Origin of the sequence: Clostridium sp., from assembly GCF_034179595.1 — a bacterium.
Taxonomy (GTDB): Bacteria; Bacillota; Clostridia; order Clostridiales; family Clostridiaceae; genus Clostridium.
Map to the genome: position 1 here is coordinate 1 of NZ_JAXFPT010000041.1, position 24,328 is coordinate 24,328.

Below are 24,328 nucleotides of genomic sequence, written 5' to 3' on the forward strand. Positions count from 1 at the left end.
CTATACCTGGTATAGTACTTATTAATACAGAAGATATTGTGTCAACATCGCTTGTAATACGAGTTAAAAGGCTTACACTGTGAAATTTTGATTGCTCTATAGATTTACTATAAGTTATATGTTCATACATATGTTTTTGAAGTGATTGATTAAATTTTGTGGAAGTGTGAGTTGAAAATAATGATATTAAAGGACGTACAGCCATATTTATAAGCATAATACTTCCCATTATAATAAGCCATTTTATAACTGCTGTTGTATTTCTAGATATAGCTGAATCAATTAGTGATTTTGAAATTAGTGCATTATAAACGCCAAGTAATGAAAATATAGTATTTATTACTATTGTAAATACTAAAAATGGTAATATATTTTTAGATTTCGATAATATCCATTTTACTTTTTTAATTAAATCTTTCATAAACCCCATCCTTTTGTGCTAAAATTTGTAATAAAGTATATAATATGGTAACATAAAAAGGCGATTAAATAAAGTGAAAAATATAAAAAGTTAGCAGTGGGGGAAGGTATGAATAATATAGAGAAGGGAATAATTGATGTTCTTAATTGCACTATAAGAGGTGACAAATTATCTAATAAAAATTTGGCAGGCATTGCTTTGGAAAAATTTATTGATAGAGCAAGAGAACATAGTATAAGTGGATTATTATATTCATCTATTGATTGGAATTCTGAATCTGATAAAGATAAGGAATTAATAAAAAAATGGAAGTTAGATACATTTTATACAGGTATAAATCAGATTAGGCATATCAATCAAGTAGAAAAAATAATCAAAAAATTTAATGAAGAAAATATAAGAGTTATTATATTAAAAGGATTAGTTATAAGAGAATTTTATAAGAATCCAGAACTTAGAACTATGTGTGATGCAGATATATTAGTACATGAAGAAGATTTAGATAAAGCTAGGAAAGTTTTAACTTCGTTAGGTTACTTAGAAAGTGAAGAATATGATGAACATGGTGCACATATAGTATTTGAACATACAAATCATTTACCAATAGAAGTTCATTGGACACTTATTAATGATGATTATTTTAATGGAAGCAAAGAATTTGAAAAAAGTATATGGGATAATGCAATGAAGGTAAAAATTGGTGAAACAGAAGCATTATCATTAGGTTGGGATGATTTAGTTCTTCATTTATGTATTCATATGGCTGTTCATATAGTTCATAGAGGATTTGGTGTTAGGCAACTTGTTGATTTAGTTATTTTAGTAGAGAATAAACGAGATGAAATAAATTGGAATGAATTCCGTAGAAAAGCGATTGAATGTAAGGTAAATAAGTTTGTTATAATAATTTTTAATGTTTGTAAAGAGTTATTCAATATGGAGATACCTTCTGAAGTTAATAAGGGATATGAGGTAGAAAAAAACTTTTTAAATAAATTTATTGATGAAATAATAGAATCAGGAGTATATGGGCATGGTGATTTGGCACATGATTTTGGAAATGATATATCAAATTCAGAAGAAAGCAACTTAAAGAATTTCTTATCGCTTCTATTCCCATCATTAGAAGACATGAATGATAAATATAATTATGCTAAGAAATTTAAAATTCTATTACCAATTGCTTGGATTCATCATTTATTTGCTGGAGTATTTAATAAAGAATATTCCTTATTAGATAAATTTAAATTTATAACTTTAGCTTATAAAAAATCAAATGATAAGACAAAAATGATTAAATGGTTGGAATTAGAATAAATTATTGCGATACTTATATTAAGAGATTTTACAGAAATTTAAATATATTTACAAAAACATAAATATATGCTAAATTAATTGTAGTTATAGATTTTTTACATTTAATGTAAGTTTATATTAAGGGGTTTGGGAGATGAAAAAATACTATTATAAGGTGTATGATTTGAATGTTGAATCAGATATAGAAATGCCTGAATTATTAGAAGTAGATGTAAATGATAAAATTGATGTAGTTATTAAATATGGAAAAGTACCCGAGGATATGGTAAATAAAATTCCAGAGAGGCTATGGTTCTATTTAGAAGAAAAATCTTTTGTATTTAGAATAGAAAATATAGCAAAGTATTTTGTTAAGAATGGATCAGAGATAATAGTAGAGCCTTATGAATTAGCAAATAAGGATGATATAAAAACATTCACATTAGGAACTTCATTCGGAATTTTAATGAAACAAAGAAATGATATTGCTATACATGGTGGAACTATATTGATTAATAATAAAGCAGTTATACTTACAGGGCATACAGGGGCTGGAAAATCTACCTTAACTAATGCTTTTAGACATAATGGATATAGATTTTTATGTGATGATGTATCTGTTTTAGGGAATAAAAAAGAATCTATATTTGTAATGCCTGCATATCCGCAACAAAAGTTATGTAAAGATGCAATGGATAAAATGGGATATGACACAGAAAAGTTTAAGAAAATAGATGATGATAGGGATAAATATTGTATTCCTGTTCATGATAGTTTTGAAAAAAATCCATGTGAGTTATCTGCAATTTGCGAAATAGAATTAGTAGATATGGATAAAGATGTTGAAGTAAAAGAGGTACTTGGGCAAGAAAAACTTTTCTCAATAATGAGAAATATATATAGGATAGAATTAATTAGAACTATGGATATGAAAAAAGAATATTTTAATAAATGTTTAAATATAGCAAAAAATATTAGAGTATTTAAGGTAAAAAGGCCTAAGGATAAATTTACTGTAAATGAGCAAATAAGATTAATTGAACAAGCTGTGTTAAGCTAAATAAAAGTTATTATATTTATGAGAGGATGAAGATAGATGGAAAAATTATTAAATGCAAAAATAGTGCAAAATAAGGAAATAGATGCTTCAGATATAGATGGAGATAAAGTTATGATGAATTTAGAGAAAGGAATGTATTTCTCATTAAATTCAGTCGGAAGTAGAATATGGGATATTATAGAAAATCCAACAACAGCAGATGAAATAATAAAAATATTATTAAATGAATATGATATAGCTGAGGAAAAATGTAGAGAAGCTGTAGTATCATTTTTAAAAGGATTAGAGGTAAATGGGCTTATTACGATATGTTAATATATTTAAAAGTATAGCCAGAAAAATAAAGACATTTATATTAATTGATTTTGATACAAAGAAAATGATAATTTCTTGTATATTTATAACAGCTATATCAAGATATTCTATATTAAATGTTGAATTTAAGCATTTAAAAGATAAACTTGGGAAAACAGGAGAGGAAACTCCTTATAGTGAAGAATTAAAAAATTATAATATAGCAAAGAAAGTTTCATGGGTTGTTACTAGTGTAAGTAGATATACACCTTGGGAAAGCAAATGTTTAGTACAAGCTATGACGGCACAAAAACTTTTAAGAAAATATAATATAAAATCAACTTTATATCTTGGAGTACGTAAGTCAGAAAATGAACTTAAAGCTCATGCTTGGTTAAGATGTGGAGAATATTTTGTAACTGGTGGAGATGGATCAAGATATAAGGAAGTAGCTAAATTTTCTCAATAATAGATTGTATTGTGATTTATTATGTAAGAAAAATTATAATCTTTATTAGCTATAAATTTGAAAATATAAATTAGAATAAAATATCTCCTAATTACAAAAGATTATTATGTAATCTATAAATTGTTAGGAGGTTTTTTATTTGGCTAAAAAGGATCAGCAATCATCATGGAACAGTAAAAGATTTAAGGAACCACCAAAAAATGAAGTGAATCCTGTTCCAGAAGTTAAAAAAAAGAAATAGATATGTTAATAAAAAGAGTGATTGATAATCACTCTTTTTATTAGTTGTATTTAAAAAATATCGCTATAGTTTATTAATTGTAAGTTAAATTAAGGTGAGTTTTTATTATTCTAATTACATAAATTGTAAACTAAAACTTAATATGTTAAAATTATAGCTATAACAATTAAACTGGAGGTAGTTTTATGAATATAGATAATTTTAATACACGTATTCTTCTTAAAGGTAAAGGTATTAAATATGCAGTTTTAGTAGATAGTGAAAATAATTTAAAAGTTATTCCTTATAGTTTGGATTATTTAACTTTTTTATTTGGAGGGATAACTTATTTATTTAGAAAGGAAATATTAAAAGGAATAGCCTTATTATTTATTCAAGTACTTTCTATCTATATATTAGATATACCGATAGGTATTATATTAAATTTTGTTATTACATTTATAGCTAGTATATTTTCAGGCAAAAGTTATACAAATAAGCTTATAAGAGAAGGGGCATTACCTTTTGATGAATACGAAGAAAATGGATATTCTCATGAGTATGATGAAAATATAGCCATATCACGTGCTAGTGAAAAAAGAGGAAGCAGAATGCTTGAAGACTATAAAAGCAGTATAAAAAGGCAAAATGCTATCTTTTATTTTTTAGGACTTTTTATTGTTATATGTATTATATTAATTATAGGATTTGAAATGAAATTAAAAGATAGTAGTGCAGAAAAAACTTTAACTACTAAACCTTCAGAAGAGAAAATTAGCGAGAATATAAAGCTTGAAATGCCAAATGAATTTGTAGTATTGCTTACAGATAAGGGAAGTTTAGAATCTTTTGCATTGATTAAGTATGATGAAAAGAATTGTAAGTTAAGTGGAAAGTATTATAATGGACAAGTTCTTATTAATAGAGATAATAAATCTATACCATTAAATGAAGTATTTAAAAGTGAGGGAATATTGCCTCAAAATATGTTTAAAAAATATTTTGGGATAAACAAAAAACTTACTCAGATAAAAGTTGATATTAATAAATTAGAAGAATTATTGCCAAATATTAAAAATAGTGAAATAGATGAACAATATAAAGGATTATTAATTAAGTCTACTAAATTAGATGATGAAAAGTATGAAGAACTCATAGAGGGTGGATTTATTTTAAATGATTTAGATGGTGAAATTAATGAAGATTATTTAGATGATGAAATTGCACTAGGTTATAAAAAAATGATTTTGGATTCAAAGATAAATCTTGATATTAAAAAGGGAAATTATTATGAGATAGCATTAAATTCAATAGCATCAGATAGTATTATAGAAAGCTATAATATTAAGCAAGATATATTATATTATTTTGATTATAGTGATTTAGATCATAATAATTTAATAAAAAAACTTAGGGGAGAATAATAAATTAGCCTATATCTTAAATTAAGATATAGGCTTTATTTTATAAGATTTTAATTTACTTATAAATTTTTAAATTACCTCATTTTTTTATTGCTCATATATAAATTTATGAAGTTCTTTAGTTTCAGCTTGTAAATCATAAGTCATATAATAAACACCATTTATCATCTTACCATCTTCATGCTTATCACATGGTACTTTTAAATCTTCAAATTGTGTAGCACCAGTATCTAATATATCTTTACCTAAACTTATAAATTCATTTGAACTTATATTTGTAGTGACAAGTGGTAATAATTCATTTAATATACCTGGATATTGAGTTGCAGGTGTATCTTTCATCTTTTTAAGAATTGCTTGAAGAACAGTTCTTTGTCTTTCAGTTCTTCTTTGATCTCCGCCATCGTATCTTATTCTACAGTAAGCTAAAGCTTGTGTACCATCTAAATGATGCATTCCAGTTGAATTTACTTCAGGAGAATCTGTTTTATTTATGTTATCCAAGTTTTTAATATAGCCATTCATATACTTTAAATCTCCTGGAGTTAAATTGATATCAACTCCACCTAATTTATCAATAACTTTTGGTAATGATGTAAAGTTAACTGTAATAAATTTATCAATAGCTAAGTCAAAATTTGTATTGATTGTATTAAGTGCAAGCTCAGGACCACCATATGCATAAGCATGAGTAAGCTTTGTCATACCATGTCCTTTTACATCAACATATGAATCTCTCATGATAGAAGTAAGTTTTAATTTATGATGCTTTTTATCAATTGTAAGTATAAGATCTGCATCTGATCTTCCAGCTTGACCATTTGGAGCATCAACACCAAATAATGCAATATTTATTATATCATCTTTTTTATCAGCAGATTGAGCATTTTGATTTAAACCTAGTGAATCTTTGTTTAGTTCAACTTTATTTGTTTTACTAAGAGTTGAATAAATATATCCCATTCCTGCAGCGATAATAACGATTATAGCAACTACAATACCTATAATTACTTTTTTCCAAGTAGCCATCTTTTTCTTTGTAGACTTTTCATTCATATTTTAATCTCCTTTCAAGATATGTTAAAGAGCAAACTTTCTAATAGCCTTTGCAACTCCAGAGTTTAGATTAGTATCTGTAATATAATCTGCTTCTTTTTTTAGAAGTTCAAGACCATTTTCCATACATACTCCAATACCTGCAAATTTAATCATAGAAAGATCATTTTCACTATCTCCTATACACATAATTTCATCTTTTTTAATACCTAGAAGCTCTGCTAGTTGTTTAACTGCATTGCCTTTTGATGTACCTTTTTTCATTACTTCAAAATTATTTAGTCCAGAACTTACAACTTCATATTTATTAAGATTTATAAATTCATTTTTAGCTGTTAAAAGTTCTGTATTATCTTTAGAAGATCTATTAATAAGTATAGCTTTTAGTACATCACCTTCAAGGTCTTTTAATATGTATGTAAGATCAGGAGCTACTTTAAATTTTATTTTATCTTTTTCTTTAAGCAATTTATTTGTAATCATATATGCATGATCTTCTTTAAATTCAGTAGAAGAGATAGCTGTATTATGTGTATTAAAATATGTTTCAAAGCTATATTTTTTGCATATATCATATATTTCCAAACACTCATCTAAAGATAGAGTATTTTCATATATAACCTTAGATGAATCTTTTTCTTTTATATAAGCACCATTTGAAGAAATTATAGGAGCATTAATTCCAATTAAATCAGAATAATACTTAGCTGATGTAAAAAGTCTACCAGTTGTAATAGCAATAACTATTCCTTTGTCTCTAGCTTCTATTAGTGCTTTTTTATTTTCAATAGATACATTATGGTCATTATCAAGAAGTGTACCATCCATATCTATACATATTAATTTTATAGCCATTTTAAAACCTCCTTATCTATATATTATTATGCCCTAATGTACTCATGAAAATTTTATCATCAATAAAACTTCATGTAAAGTTAAGGTATTATTACAATTTAAAACCACAAATATGAAAATAAAGTAAAAATACTAATTTAAAAAGGATAGCTATATTAATATAGCTATCCTTACTATTTATTTTTATTTAATTAGATTGTTCTATATTATTAGTTTTGTTTCTGAAAATTATATATCCAATTACAATTGCAATTATTGTTGGAATAAACCATGCAAATCCCTTACTTGCAAGTGGAATAAAATTTAAATTTATTTGAGGAATTTGACTAAGTATGCCAAATACTAATGAAGTATAAATGCCAAGTCTTACAGCATTTATATTAGTTATAAACTTATCTAAAAGTGTTGTTATTATAAGAGTTATTGCAACTGGATATAAAATGCTTAATATTGGTCCTGAAATTTTAATTATATTATCAACACCAAAACATCCAATTACTATACTTATAATTGATATTACTACTGCATTAACTTTATAAGGTAGTTTGCCTTTTGAAACTTCCTCAAAGAATGAAGAACCAGCTGTTATTAATCCGATTGAAGTTGTAAGGCAAGCTAAGCCTATAGCAATACCAATAGTTATTGTACCAACATTACCTAATATATTTTTTGATATTATTAAAAGTAGTTGTGTTTTTGTAACATCAACTGGAGCTAAATCTCTAGTTTGTGCTCCTATAAGTGTTAAGCCACCATACACAAATGCAAGTCCTATAGCAGCTACAATTCCAGCTTTAGCTGTCATACTTACTAAATCTTTTTCTTTATAACCTTTAGCTAAAATACTAGAAGATACTATTGCAGCAAAAAGTAATGCGGCAAGGGCATCCATTGTTTGATAACCTTCAAGTAATGAATTTGAAAATACTGAAGTTAAACCAGTTGGTTCTATATTACCAATAGGGAATATTACTCCTTTAATAATTATTATAGCTAATATGATAAGAAGTGCAGGTGTTAAAAACTTACCTATTGTATCTATAATACTTGATTGTTTAAATACGAAAAATAAGTTAATTGCAAAATATATAAACATCCAAATAAGTGGTGAAATGCTAGGTACTATTGGATGAATAGTTAATTCATATGTAGTAGCTGCGGTTCTAGGAATTCCAAGCATTGGGCCTATTGCTATAAATAAAAGCGTAGCAAATATAGTTGCAAATTTTGGGCCTATTTTTGAAGCCATTGTTTCAAATGTACCATCTCCTTTAGTACAAGCGATTATTGCAAGAAGTGGAATTCCAACACCTGTTATAATAAAACCTATCATTGCAGCGATATTTTGAGTTCCAGCTTCATATCCAAGGTATGGTGGGAATATTAAATTACCAGCGCCAAAAAACATTGCAAATAGTGCAAATCCTATAACTAAACAGTCTTTTGTTTTTTTATTCATAATCTCAAACCTTTCTTATGTATTAAATGATTTATATAAATTTAACATTACTTTAATTCTTTTATATTATTGAAAGATATTATAATAAAATTAATAATTTACATATCAATTATAATAGCACTAAAATAAATAAAAAACAATAAAAAATACATTAATTTATAGAAAACTTAGAAAATAACAATTAATTTTGTTGATAAATTGATAAAATTAATATGCACAAATTATTAAAGTGTTATATGGAAATTAAAGTATGTGTTATGATATAATGTTTTTTGTATATATATCTTCTGTTTTTTAGAAGATAATTATTAATTTCATAATTTGAATTAGTAATGAAATTTAGCGATTAATAATAAGTAAATAGAGGGTGAAAGTAATGAAAGTAAAAAAGGCGATAATACCTGCGGCAGGGCTTGGCACAAGATTTTTACCTGCAACAAAAGCACAACCAAAAGAGATGCTTCCAATAGTTGATAAACCAACAATACAATATATAATAGAAGAAGCTGTAGCATCAGGAATTGAAGAGATATTAATAATTACAGGAAGAAATAAAAAATCAATTGAAGACCATTTCGATAGATCAGTAGAACTTGAAATGGAACTTGAAAAAGCACATAAGGATAAATTATTAGAAATTGTAAAAGATATTTCAGAAATGGTTGATATACATTACATAAGACAAAAGGAACCAAGAGGATTAGGTCATGCAATTCATTGTGCAAAAACTTTCGTTGGAAACGAACCTTTTGCAGTTTTACTTGGTGATGATGTAGTTGATAGTGAAAAGCCATGTTTAAAACAACTTATGGATTGTTTTGATGAATATAAAACTTCAATACTTGGAGTTCAAAGTGTTCCTAAAGAAGATGTATCAAAGTATGGTATAGTTGATGGAATACACATAGAAGATAGAGTATATAAAGTTAAAGATTTAATAGAAAAACCAAGTGAAGAAGAAGCACCAACTAATGTTGCTATTCTTGGAAGATATATAATAACACCACAAATATTTGAAATATTAGAAAATACAGCACCAGGTAAGGGGAATGAAATTCAGCTTACAGATGCTTTAAAGACTTTAATATCTCAAGAAGCTATGTATGCATATGAATTTGAAGGAAGAAGATATGATGTTGGTGATAAGTTTGGATTCTTACAAGCTACAATAGAATTTGGACTTAAAAAAGACGAATTAAGACCACAATTATTAGATTATTTAGAAAATAAGAAGTGGGAAAAAGTGCTTAAATAGATTAAAAATGGGTCTAAATTAAATATTGATTAAGTTTTAAAGGCAAACACAAAGTAATTTTTATTTACTTTGTGTTTGCCTTCTATTTTTATTAATTTAATGAATAAAAGAATTTATTAAAACAAATTATTAATACAAAATACACAATTAAGTAAAATATAGGAAAAAATGTTTACATTTTAACTGGTAACAAAAATAAAATTAATAAAATAATATATAAAAATTTATTATTTTATTAAATAATGGAAAATTAAGAAATAAAGAAAATTTTGAATAAAAATTCAATATAAATTAATAAAAATTCAATCATAATATATATACAATATAAGAATATGTTTTTATAATATGGCTAAAACAAAGGGGTTTAGGAGAATATTTTAAAATAAGAAAAATTTAAATGCAGAAAATTATATGCATAAAAAATCATGTAAAAATATGGGATATACCGTCAGAAAACATGTGTCCATCAATATAATACATTTGATAAATTAATAAAAAAACATGATTAATATTAATATAATATTAATCTGGATAAAAGTTTTCAAAAAGTAAATAATTTTTTGCTTAATTTTTTGATAAACTATATACAAGCTTTTAAGAGTGGTTTTAGAAATTCATAAACTTAATATTAATTTGTGAAACTACTTATGACGAAAATTTTCGTCAAGTTATAAAAATACATATTTAAAAAGGGGGCTTTTATATTATGAAAATGAAAAAAATTATTGGTGCGCTAATAGTTGCTTCATTATCAACTGCATTATTTGTAGGCTGTGGAGGCAAAGGTAGCGACGGGGCAACAACAAAAGGAGTAGTGAATTTACCAACTGGGGCAGTAAAGACACTAGATTCAGTAAAGAGTAGTGATTCAGAATCTTTTAATATAATTCAAAATACTCAAGAAACATTACTTGTAGATAACAATGATAAACCAGAGCCAGGAGCTGCTGAATCATTTGAAGTAAGTAAAGATGGAAAGACTTATACATTTAAGTTAAGAGATGGTTTAAAGTGGAGTGATGGAAAAGAATTAACTTCAAAAGACTTTAAATATGCTTGGCTTAGACTTTTAGATCCAAAAGTTGCTGCATCATATTCATTCTTTTTATTTGATGTAGTAAATGCAAAGGATTATTTTGATGGTAAAGCAAAAGCAGAGGATGTAGGAATTAAAACACCTGATGATAAAACAATAGTAGTTCAATTGAACAATCCACTTCCTTACTTTGATCAATTAGTTGCTTTCCCTGGATTATCTCCAGAGAGAGAAGATGTAGTTAAAGAACAAGGAGATAAATATGGTACTGATCCATCAAAACTTGTATATAGTGGACCTTTTGTTGTTAGTAACTGGCAACGTGGTTCAAAATTAGAACTTAAAAAGAATCCAAATTATTGGAATTCAGATAACACAAAGTTAGATACAGTTAATTTATTAGAAGTTAAAGAAACAAATACAATATATCAAATGTTTACTAATAATCAATTAGATGCTATGGGTGGAACAGGTGAATACTTAGCTAAACTTGAAGAAGGCGCAAAATCAGGAAAATGGAATGAAGTAAATGGAGAAGCAGCATCTGTGTTCTATACTCAATTTAATTTTGGTAAAGGTGCAAATGAAGCATTAAAGAGTCCTAAAGTAAGACTTGCAATATCACTTGCTGTAAATAGAGAAGGATTTACTAAAGATGTATTAAAGAGAGATGTACCAGCTTATGGATTAGTACCACAAGGAATATATTGTGGAAAAACTGATTATCGTGACGATGTTAAACAACCTTTAGAAGAAGTAAAAGATAAAGATCCTAAGAAATTATTTGTTGAAGGATTAAAAGATTTAGGATTAGACCAAGATCCATCAAAATATACATTTAAATACTTATTACAAGGTAGTGATTCAACATCAAAAACTCAAGGTGAATACATGCAAAATAATTGGAAGAAAACTTTAGGTATAAATGTAGAATTAGTTACTTCAGCTGATTTTTCAGATTTCTTAACTAAGCAAGAAAATGGTGAATTTGATTTCGCAAGTTCTGGTTGGGGTGCAGATTATAATGATCCAATGACATTCCTTGATCTATTTGGAAAAGATAACGGAAATAATTCAGGTAAATACAATGATGCTAAAGTTAATAATCTATTAAATAAATTACAAAATGAAACTAACATGGATAAGAGACTTCAAATGTACAAAGAAATTGAAGAAATTGAAGTTGTTGGAGATCCAGCAGTAGCACCTACTTACTTTAGAGAAAAATATTCATTCCAAAAGAAAAATCTTAAAGGCTTACAACTTCCAAACTTTGGTGGATCATATCAATTAAGATGGACATCAATAGAAAAGTAGTATTGTTTTAGAAAAGAGGAGAGGAAGCCTATGATTAAGTATCTTTTAAAAAGATTGGCATTAATGATTGTTACGCTTTTTGTAATAATAACAGCTACATTTTTCTTAATGAATAGTATGCCTGGAAATCCAGTTAGATCACAAGCTAAAAGATTACCAGAAGATGTTGCTGTAAAAATGGAACATAAATATGGATTAGATAAACCTGTTACTCAAAGATATGGAATTTACCTTAAAAATTTATTAAAAGGTGAATTAGGAGATTCTTTTGTAACACCTGGATTAAGTGTAAATAATAAAATAAAAGAAAATTTCCCACCTTCAGTTAGAATAGGTCTTCAATCAGTTGCTTTTGGATTAATTGTTGGGGTATTACTAGGAATAATAGCTGGATTTAAAAGAGAAACTGCTATAGATTATGGAGTTATGTTTATAGCGATACTTGGTGTATCTATCCCTAGCTTTGTATTAGCAACGCTTATACAAATAGTCTTAGGGGGTAGTGGAGGGCTTCCTATTGCGGGGTGGTATGATAGTACCACTCCTTTCCTTCAAACATTTAAGTATACAGTTCTCCCAACACTAGCTTTAAGTTTTGGTGGAATTGCAACTTATGCAAGATATATGAGAGCATCAGTTCTTGAAGTTATAGGACAAGATTACATATTAACAGCAAAAGCTAAAGGATTATCTACTTTAAATATTTCTTTAAAACATATTTTAAGAAATGCTATATTACCTATAATTACAATACTTGGTCCACAAATAGCAACAATAATTACTGGAACAGTAGTAATTGAGAGAATATTTGCTATACCAGGTATAGGTAATGCTTTAATTGATGCTATATATGCAAAAGATTATAACATAATAATGGGATTAACTATATTCTTTTCAGCACTTTATATATTATCAATTCTTATAGTAGATATTTTATATAGTGTTATAGACCCACGTATTAAGCTAGAGGGTAAATAGGAGGGGGAAGTATGGCAGAATTAACTAAAGAAAAGTTTAGAATTGTCGGAATAGATAAAAATAAAGCAGAACAAATAACTAGGCCTAATTTAACATATTGGCAAGATGCGTGGAGAAGACTTAAGAGAAATAAAGTAGCTATGATATCTCTTTGTGTGTTAGTAGTAATTATTCTTTTTTGTATAATACAGCCAATAATAGCCGGAGATAAATATATGATTCAAGATATGAGTATAGCAAACCAAGGGCCATCTATAAAACATTTATTTGGAACTGATAATTTAGGAAGAGATTTATTTGATAGATTATGGATTGGTGGTAGAGTATCACTTATAATTGCTTTTGTAGGTACATTAGTAGAATGCGTAGTTGGGATTATATATGGAGGTATAAGTGGTTATTTTGGTGGAAAATTAGATAATATAATGATGAGAATAGTTGAAGTATTAAATAGTATTCCATATTTAATTGTTGTTATATTAATTGCAGTAAGACTTGGAAATGGGATAGTTCCACTTTTAATAGCATTAGTTATAACTGGTTGGACTGGTATTGCAAGAATGGTTCGTGGTCAAGTAATGCAACTTAAAGAGTCAGAGTATGTTATGGCGGCAAAAACTTTAGGTGCTAGTCCACTTAGAATAATATTTAAACATATGTTACCAAATACTCTTGGAGTAATTATTGTATATATAACTTTTGATATACCAAGTTACATATTTGCAGAAGCTTTCTTAAGCTTTATTGGACTTGGAATTCAACCTCCACAAACAAGTTGGGGAGCTATGGCATCAGCTGGACAGCAAGTTATGTTATTTTATCCTAGTCAGCTTATATTCCCATCACTTGCAATTGCAATTACAATGCTTTCATTTAACTTATTTGGTGATGGATTAAGAGATGCTTTAGATCCTAAGCTTAGACAGTAATAAAGTTTCTTGATTTAGGAGGTATATAAATGTCAAAAGTACTTGAAGTTAAAGATTTAAAAGTGAGATTTAATACTTATGCAGGAGTTGTTCAGGCTGTAAGAGGCATTAGCTTTGATTTAGCAGAAGGTGAAACTTTAGCAATAGTTGGTGAATCAGGTTGTGGAAAAAGTATAACTGCTAAATCAATAATGAGATTATTACCAACACCACCTGCAGAGGTAGATAAAAATTCAAAAATTATATGTAATGGAAAAGATGTATTGAGTTTAAATAAAAAAGAACTTCAAAAATTAAGAGGTGGGGATGTAGGAATGATATTCCAAGATCCTATGACTTCTTTAAATCCAACTATGAAACTTGGAAAACAAATAATTGAAGTTTTAAAAGTTCATAGAGGATTAAAAGGTGAAGAAGCGAAAAATGAAGCTATAAGATTACTTAAGCTTGTTAATATTCCAAATGCAGAAACTAGAATAAATCAATATCCATTTGAGTTTTCAGGTGGTATGAGACAAAGGATGATGATAGCAATTGCACTTGCATGTCATCCAAAGGTATTAATTGCAGATGAACCAACAACAGCGCTTGATGTAACTATTCAAGCACAAATAATGGATCTTATTGATGAATTAAAAGAAAAATTTAAAACAGCTGTAGTCTTAATAACTCATGATTTAGGAGTTGTTGCAGAACATTCTGATAAAATTCAAGTTATGTATGCAGGAATAGTATTAGAAAGAGGAACAGTTAAAGAAATATTTGAAGATGCAAAACATCCTTATACATGGGCCCTTTTAAGATCAATGCCTACTTTAGACACAGAACATAAATCAGAGTTATATTCAATAGAAGGTACACCACCTGATCTTTTAAATCCACCAAAGGGATGTCCATTTGCAGCAAGATGTGAATATGCAATGGAAATTTGCAAGGAAGAAATGCCAGAGGAAACAAAATTTTCAGAATCACATAAAGTTAATTGTTGGCTTATGCATGAATATGCTCCAAAGGTTATATCACCTTTAAAAAATAGGAGGAAAGCTAATGAGTAAGGAAGTATTATTAGAAGTTAAAGATTTAAAAAAATATTTTAATGTAGGAAAAGGAAAAACATTAAAAGCAGTTGATGGAGTTAGCTTTACTATAAATAAAGGAGAAACTTTAGGATTAGTTGGAGAATCAGGCTGTGGTAAAACTACATGTGGTAGAACTATAATTGGTCTTTATGATATAACTGATGGAGAAGTATTGCTTGATGGCGTTAATATGAGTAAATTAAGCAATAAGGAAAGAAGAAAACATGCAAGAGTTGCACAAATGATATTCCAAGACCCATATGCATCACTAGATCCACGTATGACAGTTGGAGATATTATAGCAGAGGGTATTGATATACATAAGCTTTATACAGGTGAAGCTAGAACTAACAAGATATATGAACTTTTAAATCTTGTTGGACTTAATAAAGAACATGCATCAAGATTTCCACATGAGTTTTCAGGTGGACAAAGACAACGTATAGGAATAGCAAGAGCACTTGCTGTTGAGCCTAAATTTATTGTATGTGATGAACCTATATCAGCGCTTGATGTATCAATACAAGCACAAGTTGTTAATTTACTTATTGATCTTCAAAGAAAAATGGACTTAACTTATCTTTTTATAGCTCATGATTTATCAATGGTAAGACATATATCAGATAAAGTTGGTGTTATGTATTTAGGTAATTTAATGGAAATTGCAGAAAGCAACGAATTATATAAAGAACCATTTCATCCGTATACAAAAGCCTTAATGTCTGCAATACCTGTAGCAGAATATAATGAAGAAGGTAATAAAAATAGGATAGAATTAGAAGGTGAAGTAAGTAGTCCAATAAATCCAAAGCCAGGATGTAGATTTGCAAGTAGATGTAAATTTGTAAAAGATATATGTAAAAAAGAAGCACCAAAGTTAAAAGAAGTTAAGAAGGACCATTTAGTAGCATGCCATCTATATTAATTTTTTAGATTAAGTTAAAATAAAAAAGAAAGAGGTTTAAACCTCTTTCTTTTTTATTTTAATCAATTACTATTTATCTTGGAATAAATCCAACTTTCTTTTGCATCTTTCTAAGAGTTTTATTTGCAACATAAGATGCTTTTAAAGCACCTTCTTTGTAAATAGCCTCTAAAGCTTTTTTATCTTTAAGAAGTTCATTAACCTTTGCTTGGATTGGAGCAAGTTCATTTACTAATGCTTCAGCAACATCTGATTTAAGCTCTGCATAACCTTTTCCTTCATATTCTTTTACTAAATCTTCAGGTTTTTTATTTGTTATTGCAGATAAAATGTTTAATAAGTTCTTTACCCCGGGTTGATCGTCTGAGTAATTAACAACTCCAAGGCTATCAGTTACAGCTCTTGAAATTTTTCTTCTTATAACATCTGGTGGATCCATGATTAATATAAATGAATTTAAGTTGTCGTCTGATTTAGACATTTTCTTAGTAGGATCTTGTAGGCTCATTATTTTAGCACCTGTTTTAGGAACATATCCTTCAGGTATCTTAAATGTAGGGCTGTAAGTATTATTAAATCTTGTAGCAATATCTCTTGTAAGTTCTAAGTGTTGGATTTGGTCTTTACCAACAGGAACTAAATCAGCTTGATATAGTAATATATCAGCTGCCATAAGTACAGGATATGTAAATAATCCTGCTCCTACTGAATCTCCAGCTTTTTTAGACTTGTCTTTATATTGAGTCATTCTTGAAAGCTCTCCTATATATGAGTTACAAGTTAAAATCCATGCTGCTTCAGCGTGTGCTGGCACATGAGATTGAATGAAAAGAGTATTCTTTTGAGGATCAATTCCACATGCTAAATATATTGAAAGAAGTTCTAATGTTCTTCTTCTTAAATCTGCTGGTTTTTGAGGGACTGTTATTGCATGTAAATCTACAACACAAAAATAAGAATTATATTCATCTTGAAGTTTTACCCAATTTTTTAGAGCTCCAAGGTAATTACCGATTGTAAGATCCCCTGAAGGTTGAATCCCACTAAAGATAATCTTTTTAGCTTCGCTATTTTCCATAGTGTTTCACTCCTTAAATTAAACTAAAATTATATAATATAGATTATATATTCCATCATCTATTAATGTCAATTTATATGAAACGTATGAAAAAATGAAAGCTTATGTTGTAGTCTTTGAATTCTTTTTAAACTTAATATAATAAATAACAAATGTTATAAATGGAAGCAATCCAAGCAGTACTAAAGAGATTAAATGGTAATATCTTAAGCAATCAAATAAAACAAATTGGTTTTTTGATACAAAAAAAGCACAAATATATGCAATTATTGAATAAATAATAGCGTATATTTTTTTATTTGTGAATTTATCTTTATAAAGATAAAGAATAGAAGTTGCACAAATAACATATTTAAGAAACCATAAGCATGTGGTTTTTGAAATAAATAATAAATCACCAAATTCTATGAAACCTTGAATTTGTATTCTTTGAACTCTTAAAAATTCAGGGTAATATATATTGCTAGCTCTTAAAGAACCAAATGTTGTAACAGCAGAAATAACACTTGCTATTGAAATAAATACAACAATTAGTCCACCTATAATAGTAAATTTACTTAGTTTATCCTTTTTAACTACAAATTTTAATAAAGGGAATGTAACTGATGTTGAACAAAAAGCACCAAGTATAAGCAATATACATAATATAAATTCTTTATTTATTCCAAGAGGTAGTATTGGCAAAAGATAGTCATAGTGTTGATAGCTAAAAGTAAATAACTCAACGATAAACATGGTTGAAAATACAAGTGTAAGTGTGATTATAGTTACAATTAATAATGTATTGAATCTTCTTGTAATTAAATATGTAGCAGGAATTATTAAAAATAATAAACTGTACCAAATTGGTGTTTCAATAAAAATGTTAGAATGTATTGAATCACCTTGAACTGAAGCAGATTCAATTGATGTTAAAAATAATCCAAGTGCAAATATAAATGTAAATATGTTACTAAATCCTTTAGGATATGTCTTTTCAAATATATCCTTAATATCAAAATTATTTGTCTTTTTGCAAACATATATTATGAAATATAAGTAGGCTAGATATATAATTCCTGCAATAATTGTAGCAAGCCAGGTGCTAGTACCCCCAAGCTTAATAAATATTGAAGAATAACTTCTTAATCCTATAAATGAAACAGTACATATAAAAAATAAGTAATGTTTACTTGAAAGTTTATTCATTAAATCACCTCTAAAAACTCTAAGTTTCAATATTTAAATATAGTATTAGCAAAATAATGAATATTAAACATTTCTAGAGGAATAATATTTCTAGGTGATGCATATGAAAAGTAATTTAGAAATAGTTAAAGAGAGATTTAAAGATAGTTTTGATGTTAAGTTTAGGGAAATTAATGGACCTTTAGGCAAAACAACATTGGTTTTTATTGATAATCTTTGTAGTACTCAATTTATTAGTGACTATATTGTAACTCCTATGGAAAATAAGAAAATAGTTTGCAAAAATATGGAAGATATAATCGCTAATGTATTAGAGATTAATATTGCAGATTTTGTAGCAGATAAAACAAGTATAGAAGATGCTATGCTTCATATAGTTTCAGGAGATATTGTAATATTTACTGAAGGTTATGAAGAGATGCTTTATTGTGAAGTTAAGGGTTTTGTAAGAAGAGGCGTTGGAGTTCCACTTACAGAATCAGTAGTAAAAGGGCCTAGAGAAGGATTTAATGAGTTATTTGTTGATAATATAGCTCTTATTAGAAGAAGGATAAAAAATCCTGATCTTAAATTTGAACCAATATATGTAGGAGAAAAGAGCCAAACAGTTGTATGTGTTGCATACATAAAAGGAGTTGCCCCTGATAATTTAATAAACTATATAAAGGGAACTATCAAAAATATGGATACAGAATTTGTTCTAGATAGTAATTATATAGAAAGCGAACTTAGAGGAAAGGATTCTGTATTTGATACTATTGGTTATACAGAAAAACCAGATGAAGTAGCATCTAAGATGATGGAAGGAAGAGTTGCTGTACTAGTTGATGGTACACCATTTGTTATAACAGCACCATATTTCTTTATAGAAAATTTCCAAGCTCCAGATGATTATTATTTAAATAAAACATTTAGTAACTTTACAAGAATAATTAGATGGATGGCATTTGTATTTGCAACATTTGTACCAGGCATGTATGTAGCTATCATAACTCATCATGCCTCTTTGATACCATCATTATTTTTATTTAGATTAGCAGTTTCAAGAGCTGGAGTTCCACTTCCAACTGTTTTAGAAGTTCTAATTATGATTTTTGCATTCCAGATAATTAAAGAAGCTGGGCTTAGACTTCCACAACCAATTGGAGGGGCTATGAGCATTGTTGCAGCTCTTATTTTAGGAGATGCTGCAGTAGGTGCAGGTATTGCATCTAGAATAACTATAATAGTTGTTGCACTTAGTACATTAAGTTATTTCTTAGTGCCAAAACTTTATGGACCTTTATCAATATGGTCTATTATATTTGTATTAGTAGCAGGATTTTATGGACTTCCAGCAGTATTTATTTGTTTCCTTATCTTTTTAACAACTCTTGCAGATTTAAAATCAACTGGTTATTCTTATTTGTTCCCAGTTGGAAGCTTAGATACCTTTAAATTTAAAGATGTATTACGTAGAGGAAGACTTAGTAGGATATCAAAGAAGATAATTGGGGAGGGAAAACAATATGACAAAGAATGGAAAAAGAATAGTTAGTTTGATATTGATGCTTCTCATTATATCTACTACATTAGTTGGATGTTTTAATTATAATGAAATAAATGAACTAACTTTTGTAACAAGTGCAGTTTTTGATATTGATGATTCTGAAAATGTTGTATTATATTTAGATTGTATGAAACCATATAGAAATACAAATGAAAGCTCTGATAATGGTAAAAGAATAGTATATAAAGGCATTGGAAAAACAGCACTTGAAGCTATAAGAAATGTAAATATGGCTTCAAGTTATAGAATAAATTTTACTCAAAATAGAGCATTAATATTTACTGAAGCTGCAGCAAAAAAAGGCATAGATAAATTTTTAAGTTTAATAGATAATGATCAACACTTTCAAGTAAAACCATATGCATTTGTATTTTTTGGAGACGTTAAAAATCTAATTAATGTTGTACAAAATGATGAAGAATATATAGGACTATTTTTAAATGATTTAGTACTAAAAAATAAGAAAAATCCACGAATTATAATAAGTAATATAAATGATTATATGGTAAAAACTGAAATGGGTAATAGCTATGCAGTAATGAGTGCATTAGAGATTAAAAATGATGTTTCAAATCAAAAGGTTTCATTAGCAGGCGGAGTAATTATGAAAGATAATAAAATGGTTGAAAGAATAGATGCTACAGATGCAATGAGTTATAATTTCTTAATGGATAATATAAAAAGTGGCACATTAGAAGTAGCAAATCCACAAATGGGAGAGGGATACGTAACATTAGAAATATTAAATAGTAAGACTAAAACAAATATAGAGTATAAAAATGATAAAATACTTCTTAATAAGAAAATAAAAGTGAGAGTAACAGTTGCAGAAGCACAAGGAAGATTTATTGTTTCAGAACAAGCAATAAGAGAACTAAATGCTAAGGCAGAAGAAAATATAAAGGATTATCTTGAAGAGTTTTTCTATAACTTTGCTGATAAGGACATAGATATTTTGCAAGCTGAAAGATTATTACAAATTAAATACCCAGAAAAAGTTATAGAAGATGTATTATCTAAGATTGATTTAAATGTAGATGTTGAGATAATTATGGAAGGCGGAAGTAGAGTAGAAAGCAGTCAAATTTAAAATATTACTATATAAAGTGGCATTAGAATTTATAAATATATAGATTTTGATGTCACTTTTTTATGCCTAAAAAATATAATTAATAATAATGAGTATAGGCCTTTATAATAGTTTTTATTTATAAAAATATTCAATCTTAGAAAGGGGAATGATATTTTGGATATAAAGAAGTTTTATTCCTTAATTAAAAGAGAAGAAGATCAAAAGTTGGATTTTAAATTGAAATTAGACTTATTGACAGAGGTAGGGAAAAAAGAATTTGCAAAAGATGTATGTGCAATTGCAAATTCTAATGGTGGAAGAGGATATATTGTAGTTGGAGTAAGAGATAAGGTTAAGAGTATAGAAGGTATAAAAGAAGAAGACATGTTTACAGAAGAAAAGGTTCAGCAAATTGTATCTTCAAGATGTGAACCACCAATTCCTGTTATAGTTGACTTTCTTAAAATACAAGCAAAAATAGTTGCTATAATTACAATTTGTGATAGTGAGCAAAGACCTTATCAAATAAAAGAACAAGGTATCTTTTATACAAGAAGAGGTTCAATAACTGATGTTATGAGAAGAAGTGAGCTTATTGCAGCATTTGAAGATAATATGGAATTAACAGTTGAAACTGTAAGCGTCATAAGAAGCAGCATTGATATGTTAGACAATGATTTATTAAAATCATATTTTAATCAAAAGGGGGTAGAGCTTAATAGTAGTAATAAGAAGTTCTTGCTTGAGAGTTCAGGTATAATTAATTTTGTTGATAAATTTAATGATTATAGGTGTACTTATGGTGGTCTGCTTGTATTTTCAGAGATGAATAGTATATGTATTCCTAATAATATGATAAAGATAGTAAATAAGTTAAAAAATAAAAAGGCGAAAAACAATAATAAATGTAATGAATCTGACATCAGAATAGTACAAGGGAGTTTGCTTACAATGATTGACAAAGCTGAAGAAGAGATTAATAGTATTATGCCTAATAGTTATCCAACATGTACAATTATAGAAGCGATAAAAAATGCTATTTTATATAGGGAATATACTGAAATAAATAGGATTATTGAAGTTGTTATTACAGATAATAGCATAGAGATTACGAGTCCTGGTAGTTTTATAGATAAAACAATTAATTTTAATAAATTATCTTGTAGTAAAAGAAATATGTGGATATATGAAAAGTTAATAACCTTAGATAAAAAGAAGAGATTTTTAAATGATGGAAGTGGACTAATAAGGATAAGGGAAGCTTTTAAAGGAAAAAATAGGGTGAGATTTATTAATTCTAAATCACAAAATTCATTTAAAGTTATATTACCAAATACTATTTAAAATATTTATATAAAATAATGAAAACTTTCTGTAAAACTATGATTAAATCAAAATTTATGAATATAATGTAATAAAACTATAAATAAGGAGTGGTCCTAGTGATTCAAGTATTTTGTAATAGAAGAGGTTCAGGAAAAACAAAAAAACTAATCGAACTTGCAAATTCTCATTTAACTGATGTAAAGGGAGATTTAGTTTATATAGACGACGATTCAAAATACATGAGACAACTAAATAGAAGGATAAGATTTATATCAACAGATGATTTTGGAGTTACAGATTGTAATAGCTTTTATGGAATGCTTTGTGGGGTTATTGCAGAAAATTATGATGTAGAAAATATATATATTGATGGATTGCTTGGTATTGTTTCATGCGATCTTGAAGAGACTTCTTATTTATTTAACAAATTAAGATCACTTTCAACTAAGTTTGGAGTGAATATATTCATAAATATAAACTATGAATATGAAGATGATATTCCGGAATTTGTAAAGGAACACGTTGCCTAGAATTTTAAAATCTAAAAATAATAAAAATATATTGAAATTTTAAATTAGAAATGCACTTGAGTATATTAGCATGGGGTATAAATCAAGATAATTATATATTAATAATTAAAATTTAATATTGATTAAATTAAAGATACTATAAGCTTTTTCATATATGTCAAAAGCTTATAGTATCTTATAATTTTTAGGATTAATTTATAAGAAAACCATAAAAAGACAATATTTATGATAAGATATTATTAAAGCATTGTTCTTATTGCAAAAATAACATATAAAATATATACTATTATTATTATGTGTACGTATATATAAACGTAGAGAAATTAAAAATCGGAGGACGAAAAAATGGCTAATGTATTAGATGAGTTATTAGAACGTGGATACATAAAACAATTCACTCATGAAAAAGAAACTAGAGAATTACTAGAAAAAGAGAAGATAACTTTTTATATAGGATTTGATCCAACAGCTGATAGTTTACACGTTGGACACTTTATAGCTATGATGTTTATGGCTCATATGCAAAAAGCAGGACACAGACCAATAGCATTAATTGGTGGTGGAACTGCAATGGTTGGAGATCCAAGTGGAAAAACTGATATGAGAAAGATGCTTACAAAAGAGCAAATACAACATAACGTTGAATCAATAAAGAAACAAATGGAAAGATTTATTGACTTTACAGATGATAAGGCTCTTATTGTTAATAACGGAGATTGGTTATTAAACTTAAATTATATTGATTTCTTAAGAGAGATTGGATCACAATTTACAGTTAATAAGATGCTTTCAGCAGAATGCTTTAAAAAGAGACTTGCAACTGAAAATGGACTTTCATTCTTAGAATTTAACTACATGTTAATGCAAGGATATGATTTCTATGTATTAAATAAAGAATATAATTGTAAGATGGAACTTGGTGGAGATGACCAATGGTCTAATATGATTGCTGGTGTTGAATTAGTTAGAAGAAAATCAAAAGATAGTGCTTTTGCAATGACTTGCGCACTTTTAACTAATAGCCAAGGTGAAAAGATGGGTAAAACTGTTGGAGGAGCTCTATGGCTTGATCCAAACAAAACATCACCATTTGATTTCTACCAATACTGGAGAAATGTTGCTGATGCAGATGTAGAAAAATGCTTAAAGCTATTAACATTCTTGCCAATGGATGAAATAAACAAATTAGCTTCTCTTGAAGGTGCAGAAATAAATAAAGCTAAAAAAATTCTTGCATTTGAAATAACTAGCTTAGTTCATGGAAAAGAAGAAGCTAAGAAAGCAGAAGAAGCTTCAGAAGCACTTTTTGCAGGTGGAAGTGATATGACTAACGTTCCAACTGAAGTAATTAAAAAAGAAATGATAGGTAATAGCTTATTAGATGCATTAGTTGAAGTTAAGATATTCCCATCAAAAGCTGAAGGTAAGAGATTAATGAAACAAGGCGGAGTTTCAATCAATGATGAAAAGGTTACTGATTTTACAAGATTGTTAGAAGAAAGTGATTTTGTA

21 protein-coding genes and 1 pseudogene are annotated in these 24,328 nt (G+C 27.6%); 16 read left to right on the forward strand and 6 right to left on the reverse strand.

Annotated elements, in window-relative coordinates:
* Window positions 1-421, reverse strand: a pseudogene (locus tag SPJ33_RS04605) (ABC transporter ATP-binding protein); the annotation flags it as partial.
* 108 nt (window positions 422-529) lie between these two features.
* Here SPJ33_RS04605 and SPJ33_RS04610 point away from each other — a divergent pair.
* The 5 genes from SPJ33_RS04610 (at window position 530) to SPJ33_RS04630 (ending at window position 5,184) form a co-directional block, all read left to right on the forward strand.
* Window positions 530-1,738 carry a nucleotidyltransferase family protein gene (locus SPJ33_RS04610; protein WP_321116794.1) on the forward strand — a complete coding sequence of 403 codons (1,209 nt, stop codon included), beginning with the start codon at window positions 530-532 and terminating at the stop codon, window positions 1,736-1,738.
* A 133-nt stretch (window positions 1,739-1,871) separates the two neighbouring features.
* The gene (locus tag SPJ33_RS04615) at window positions 1,872-2,777 is read left to right on the forward strand and encodes a hypothetical protein (RefSeq protein ID WP_321116795.1); all 906 of its coding nucleotides are present in this window, start codon (window positions 1,872-1,874) and stop codon (window positions 2,775-2,777) included.
* 36 nt (window positions 2,778-2,813) lie between these two features.
* Complete coding sequence (locus SPJ33_RS04620; protein WP_321116796.1) at window positions 2,814-3,092, forward strand: lasso peptide biosynthesis PqqD family chaperone; 279 nt, start codon at window positions 2,814-2,816, stop codon at window positions 3,090-3,092.
* Complete coding sequence (locus SPJ33_RS04625) at window positions 3,070-3,540, forward strand: lasso peptide biosynthesis B2 protein (protein WP_321116797.1); 471 nt, start codon at window positions 3,070-3,072, stop codon at window positions 3,538-3,540. The genes SPJ33_RS04620 and SPJ33_RS04625 overlap by 23 nt, the downstream gene beginning before the upstream one ends.
* A 426-nt stretch (window positions 3,541-3,966) precedes the next feature.
* A complete protein-coding gene (locus SPJ33_RS04630) occupies window positions 3,967-5,184 on the forward strand; it encodes a hypothetical protein (protein WP_321116798.1) in 1,218 nt (405 codons plus the stop codon).
* Between the two features lie 87 nt (window positions 5,185-5,271).
* Here the strand turns inward: SPJ33_RS04630 and SPJ33_RS04635 are convergent, their stop codons facing one another.
* The 3 genes from SPJ33_RS04635 to brnQ all read right to left on the reverse strand — a co-directional run bounded on the left by SPJ33_RS04635 (window position 5,272) and on the right by brnQ (window position 8,554).
* Window positions 5,272-6,240 carry an LCP family protein gene (locus tag SPJ33_RS04635; RefSeq protein WP_321116799.1) on the reverse strand — a complete coding sequence of 323 codons (969 nt, stop codon included), beginning with the start codon at window positions 6,238-6,240 and terminating at the stop codon, window positions 5,272-5,274.
* Between the two features lie 24 nt (window positions 6,241-6,264).
* Entirely contained in the window at window positions 6,265-7,095 is an 831-nt protein-coding gene (locus tag SPJ33_RS04640; RefSeq protein ID WP_321116800.1) for a Cof-type HAD-IIB family hydrolase, read from the reverse strand.
* Between the two features lie 187 nt (window positions 7,096-7,282).
* Entirely contained in the window at window positions 7,283-8,554 is a 1,272-nt protein-coding gene (brnQ, locus tag SPJ33_RS04645; protein WP_321116801.1) for a branched-chain amino acid transport system II carrier protein, read from the reverse strand.
* A gap of 376 nt (window positions 8,555-8,930) precedes the next feature.
* Here brnQ and galU point away from each other — a divergent pair, with 376 nt between their 5' ends.
* The 6 genes from galU (at window position 8,931) to SPJ33_RS04675 (ending at window position 16,073) form a co-directional block, all read left to right on the forward strand.
* Complete coding sequence (gene galU, locus SPJ33_RS04650; protein WP_321116802.1) at window positions 8,931-9,809, forward strand: UTP--glucose-1-phosphate uridylyltransferase GalU; 879 nt, start codon at window positions 8,931-8,933, stop codon at window positions 9,807-9,809.
* Between the two features lie 706 nt (window positions 9,810-10,515).
* Window positions 10,516-12,162 (forward strand): peptide ABC transporter substrate-binding protein, encoded by a 1,647-nt coding sequence (locus tag SPJ33_RS04655; RefSeq protein WP_321116803.1) that lies wholly within the window; start codon window positions 10,516-10,518, stop codon window positions 12,160-12,162.
* A gap of 30 nt (window positions 12,163-12,192) precedes the next feature.
* The gene (locus tag SPJ33_RS04660) at window positions 12,193-13,140 is read left to right on the forward strand and encodes an ABC transporter permease (RefSeq protein WP_321116804.1); all 948 of its coding nucleotides are present in this window, start codon (window positions 12,193-12,195) and stop codon (window positions 13,138-13,140) included.
* Window positions 13,141-13,151: 11 nt separating this feature from the next.
* Complete coding sequence (locus SPJ33_RS04665) at window positions 13,152-14,069, forward strand: ABC transporter permease (RefSeq protein WP_321116805.1); 918 nt, start codon at window positions 13,152-13,154, stop codon at window positions 14,067-14,069.
* Window positions 14,070-14,098: 29 nt separating this feature from the next.
* Window positions 14,099-15,124: an ABC transporter ATP-binding protein gene (locus SPJ33_RS04670; protein WP_321116806.1), complete on the forward strand. Its 1,026-nt coding sequence runs from the start codon at window positions 14,099-14,101 to the stop codon at window positions 15,122-15,124.
* Window positions 15,117-16,073: an oligopeptide/dipeptide ABC transporter ATP-binding protein gene (locus SPJ33_RS04675; RefSeq protein ID WP_321116807.1), complete on the forward strand. Its 957-nt coding sequence runs from the start codon at window positions 15,117-15,119 to the stop codon at window positions 16,071-16,073. Before SPJ33_RS04670 ends, SPJ33_RS04675 begins: the two co-directional genes overlap by 8 nt.
* Before the next feature lie 73 nt (window positions 16,074-16,146).
* Here SPJ33_RS04675 and trpS read toward each other — a convergent pair whose 3' ends face one another.
* Both trpS and SPJ33_RS04685 read right to left on the reverse strand, forming a co-directional pair.
* A complete protein-coding gene (gene trpS / locus SPJ33_RS04680) occupies window positions 16,147-17,151 on the reverse strand; it encodes a tryptophan--tRNA ligase (protein ID WP_321116808.1) in 1,005 nt (334 codons plus the stop codon).
* 102 nt (window positions 17,152-17,253) lie between these two features.
* Entirely contained in the window at window positions 17,254-18,339 is a 1,086-nt protein-coding gene (locus SPJ33_RS04685) for an endospore germination permease (protein WP_321116809.1), read from the reverse strand.
* Window positions 18,340-18,442: 103 nt separating this feature from the next.
* On the opposite strand from SPJ33_RS04685, the gene SPJ33_RS04690 reads away from it, so the two are divergent.
* The 5 genes from SPJ33_RS04690 to tyrS form a co-directional block, all read left to right on the forward strand.
* On the forward strand, window positions 18,443-19,876 hold the full coding sequence (locus SPJ33_RS04690) for a spore germination protein (RefSeq protein WP_321116810.1): 1,434 nt from the start codon (window positions 18,443-18,445) through the stop codon (window positions 19,874-19,876).
* Complete coding sequence (locus SPJ33_RS04695; protein ID WP_321116811.1) at window positions 19,848-20,978, forward strand: Ger(x)C family spore germination protein; 1,131 nt, start codon at window positions 19,848-19,850, stop codon at window positions 20,976-20,978. The genes SPJ33_RS04690 and SPJ33_RS04695 overlap by 29 nt, the downstream gene beginning before the upstream one ends.
* 156 nt (window positions 20,979-21,134) lie before the next feature.
* Window positions 21,135-22,304, forward strand: a complete 1,170-nt coding sequence (locus tag SPJ33_RS04700; protein ID WP_321116812.1) for an RNA-binding domain-containing protein — start codon at window positions 21,135-21,137, stop codon at window positions 22,302-22,304.
* A gap of 98 nt (window positions 22,305-22,402) precedes the next feature.
* On the forward strand, window positions 22,403-22,816 hold the full coding sequence (locus SPJ33_RS04705; protein WP_321116813.1) for a hypothetical protein: 414 nt from the start codon (window positions 22,403-22,405) through the stop codon (window positions 22,814-22,816).
* A gap of 345 nt (window positions 22,817-23,161) precedes the next feature.
* A partial coding sequence (gene tyrS / locus SPJ33_RS04710) for a tyrosine--tRNA ligase (RefSeq protein ID WP_321116814.1) occupies window positions 23,162-24,328 on the forward strand: 1,167 nt, incomplete at its 3' end.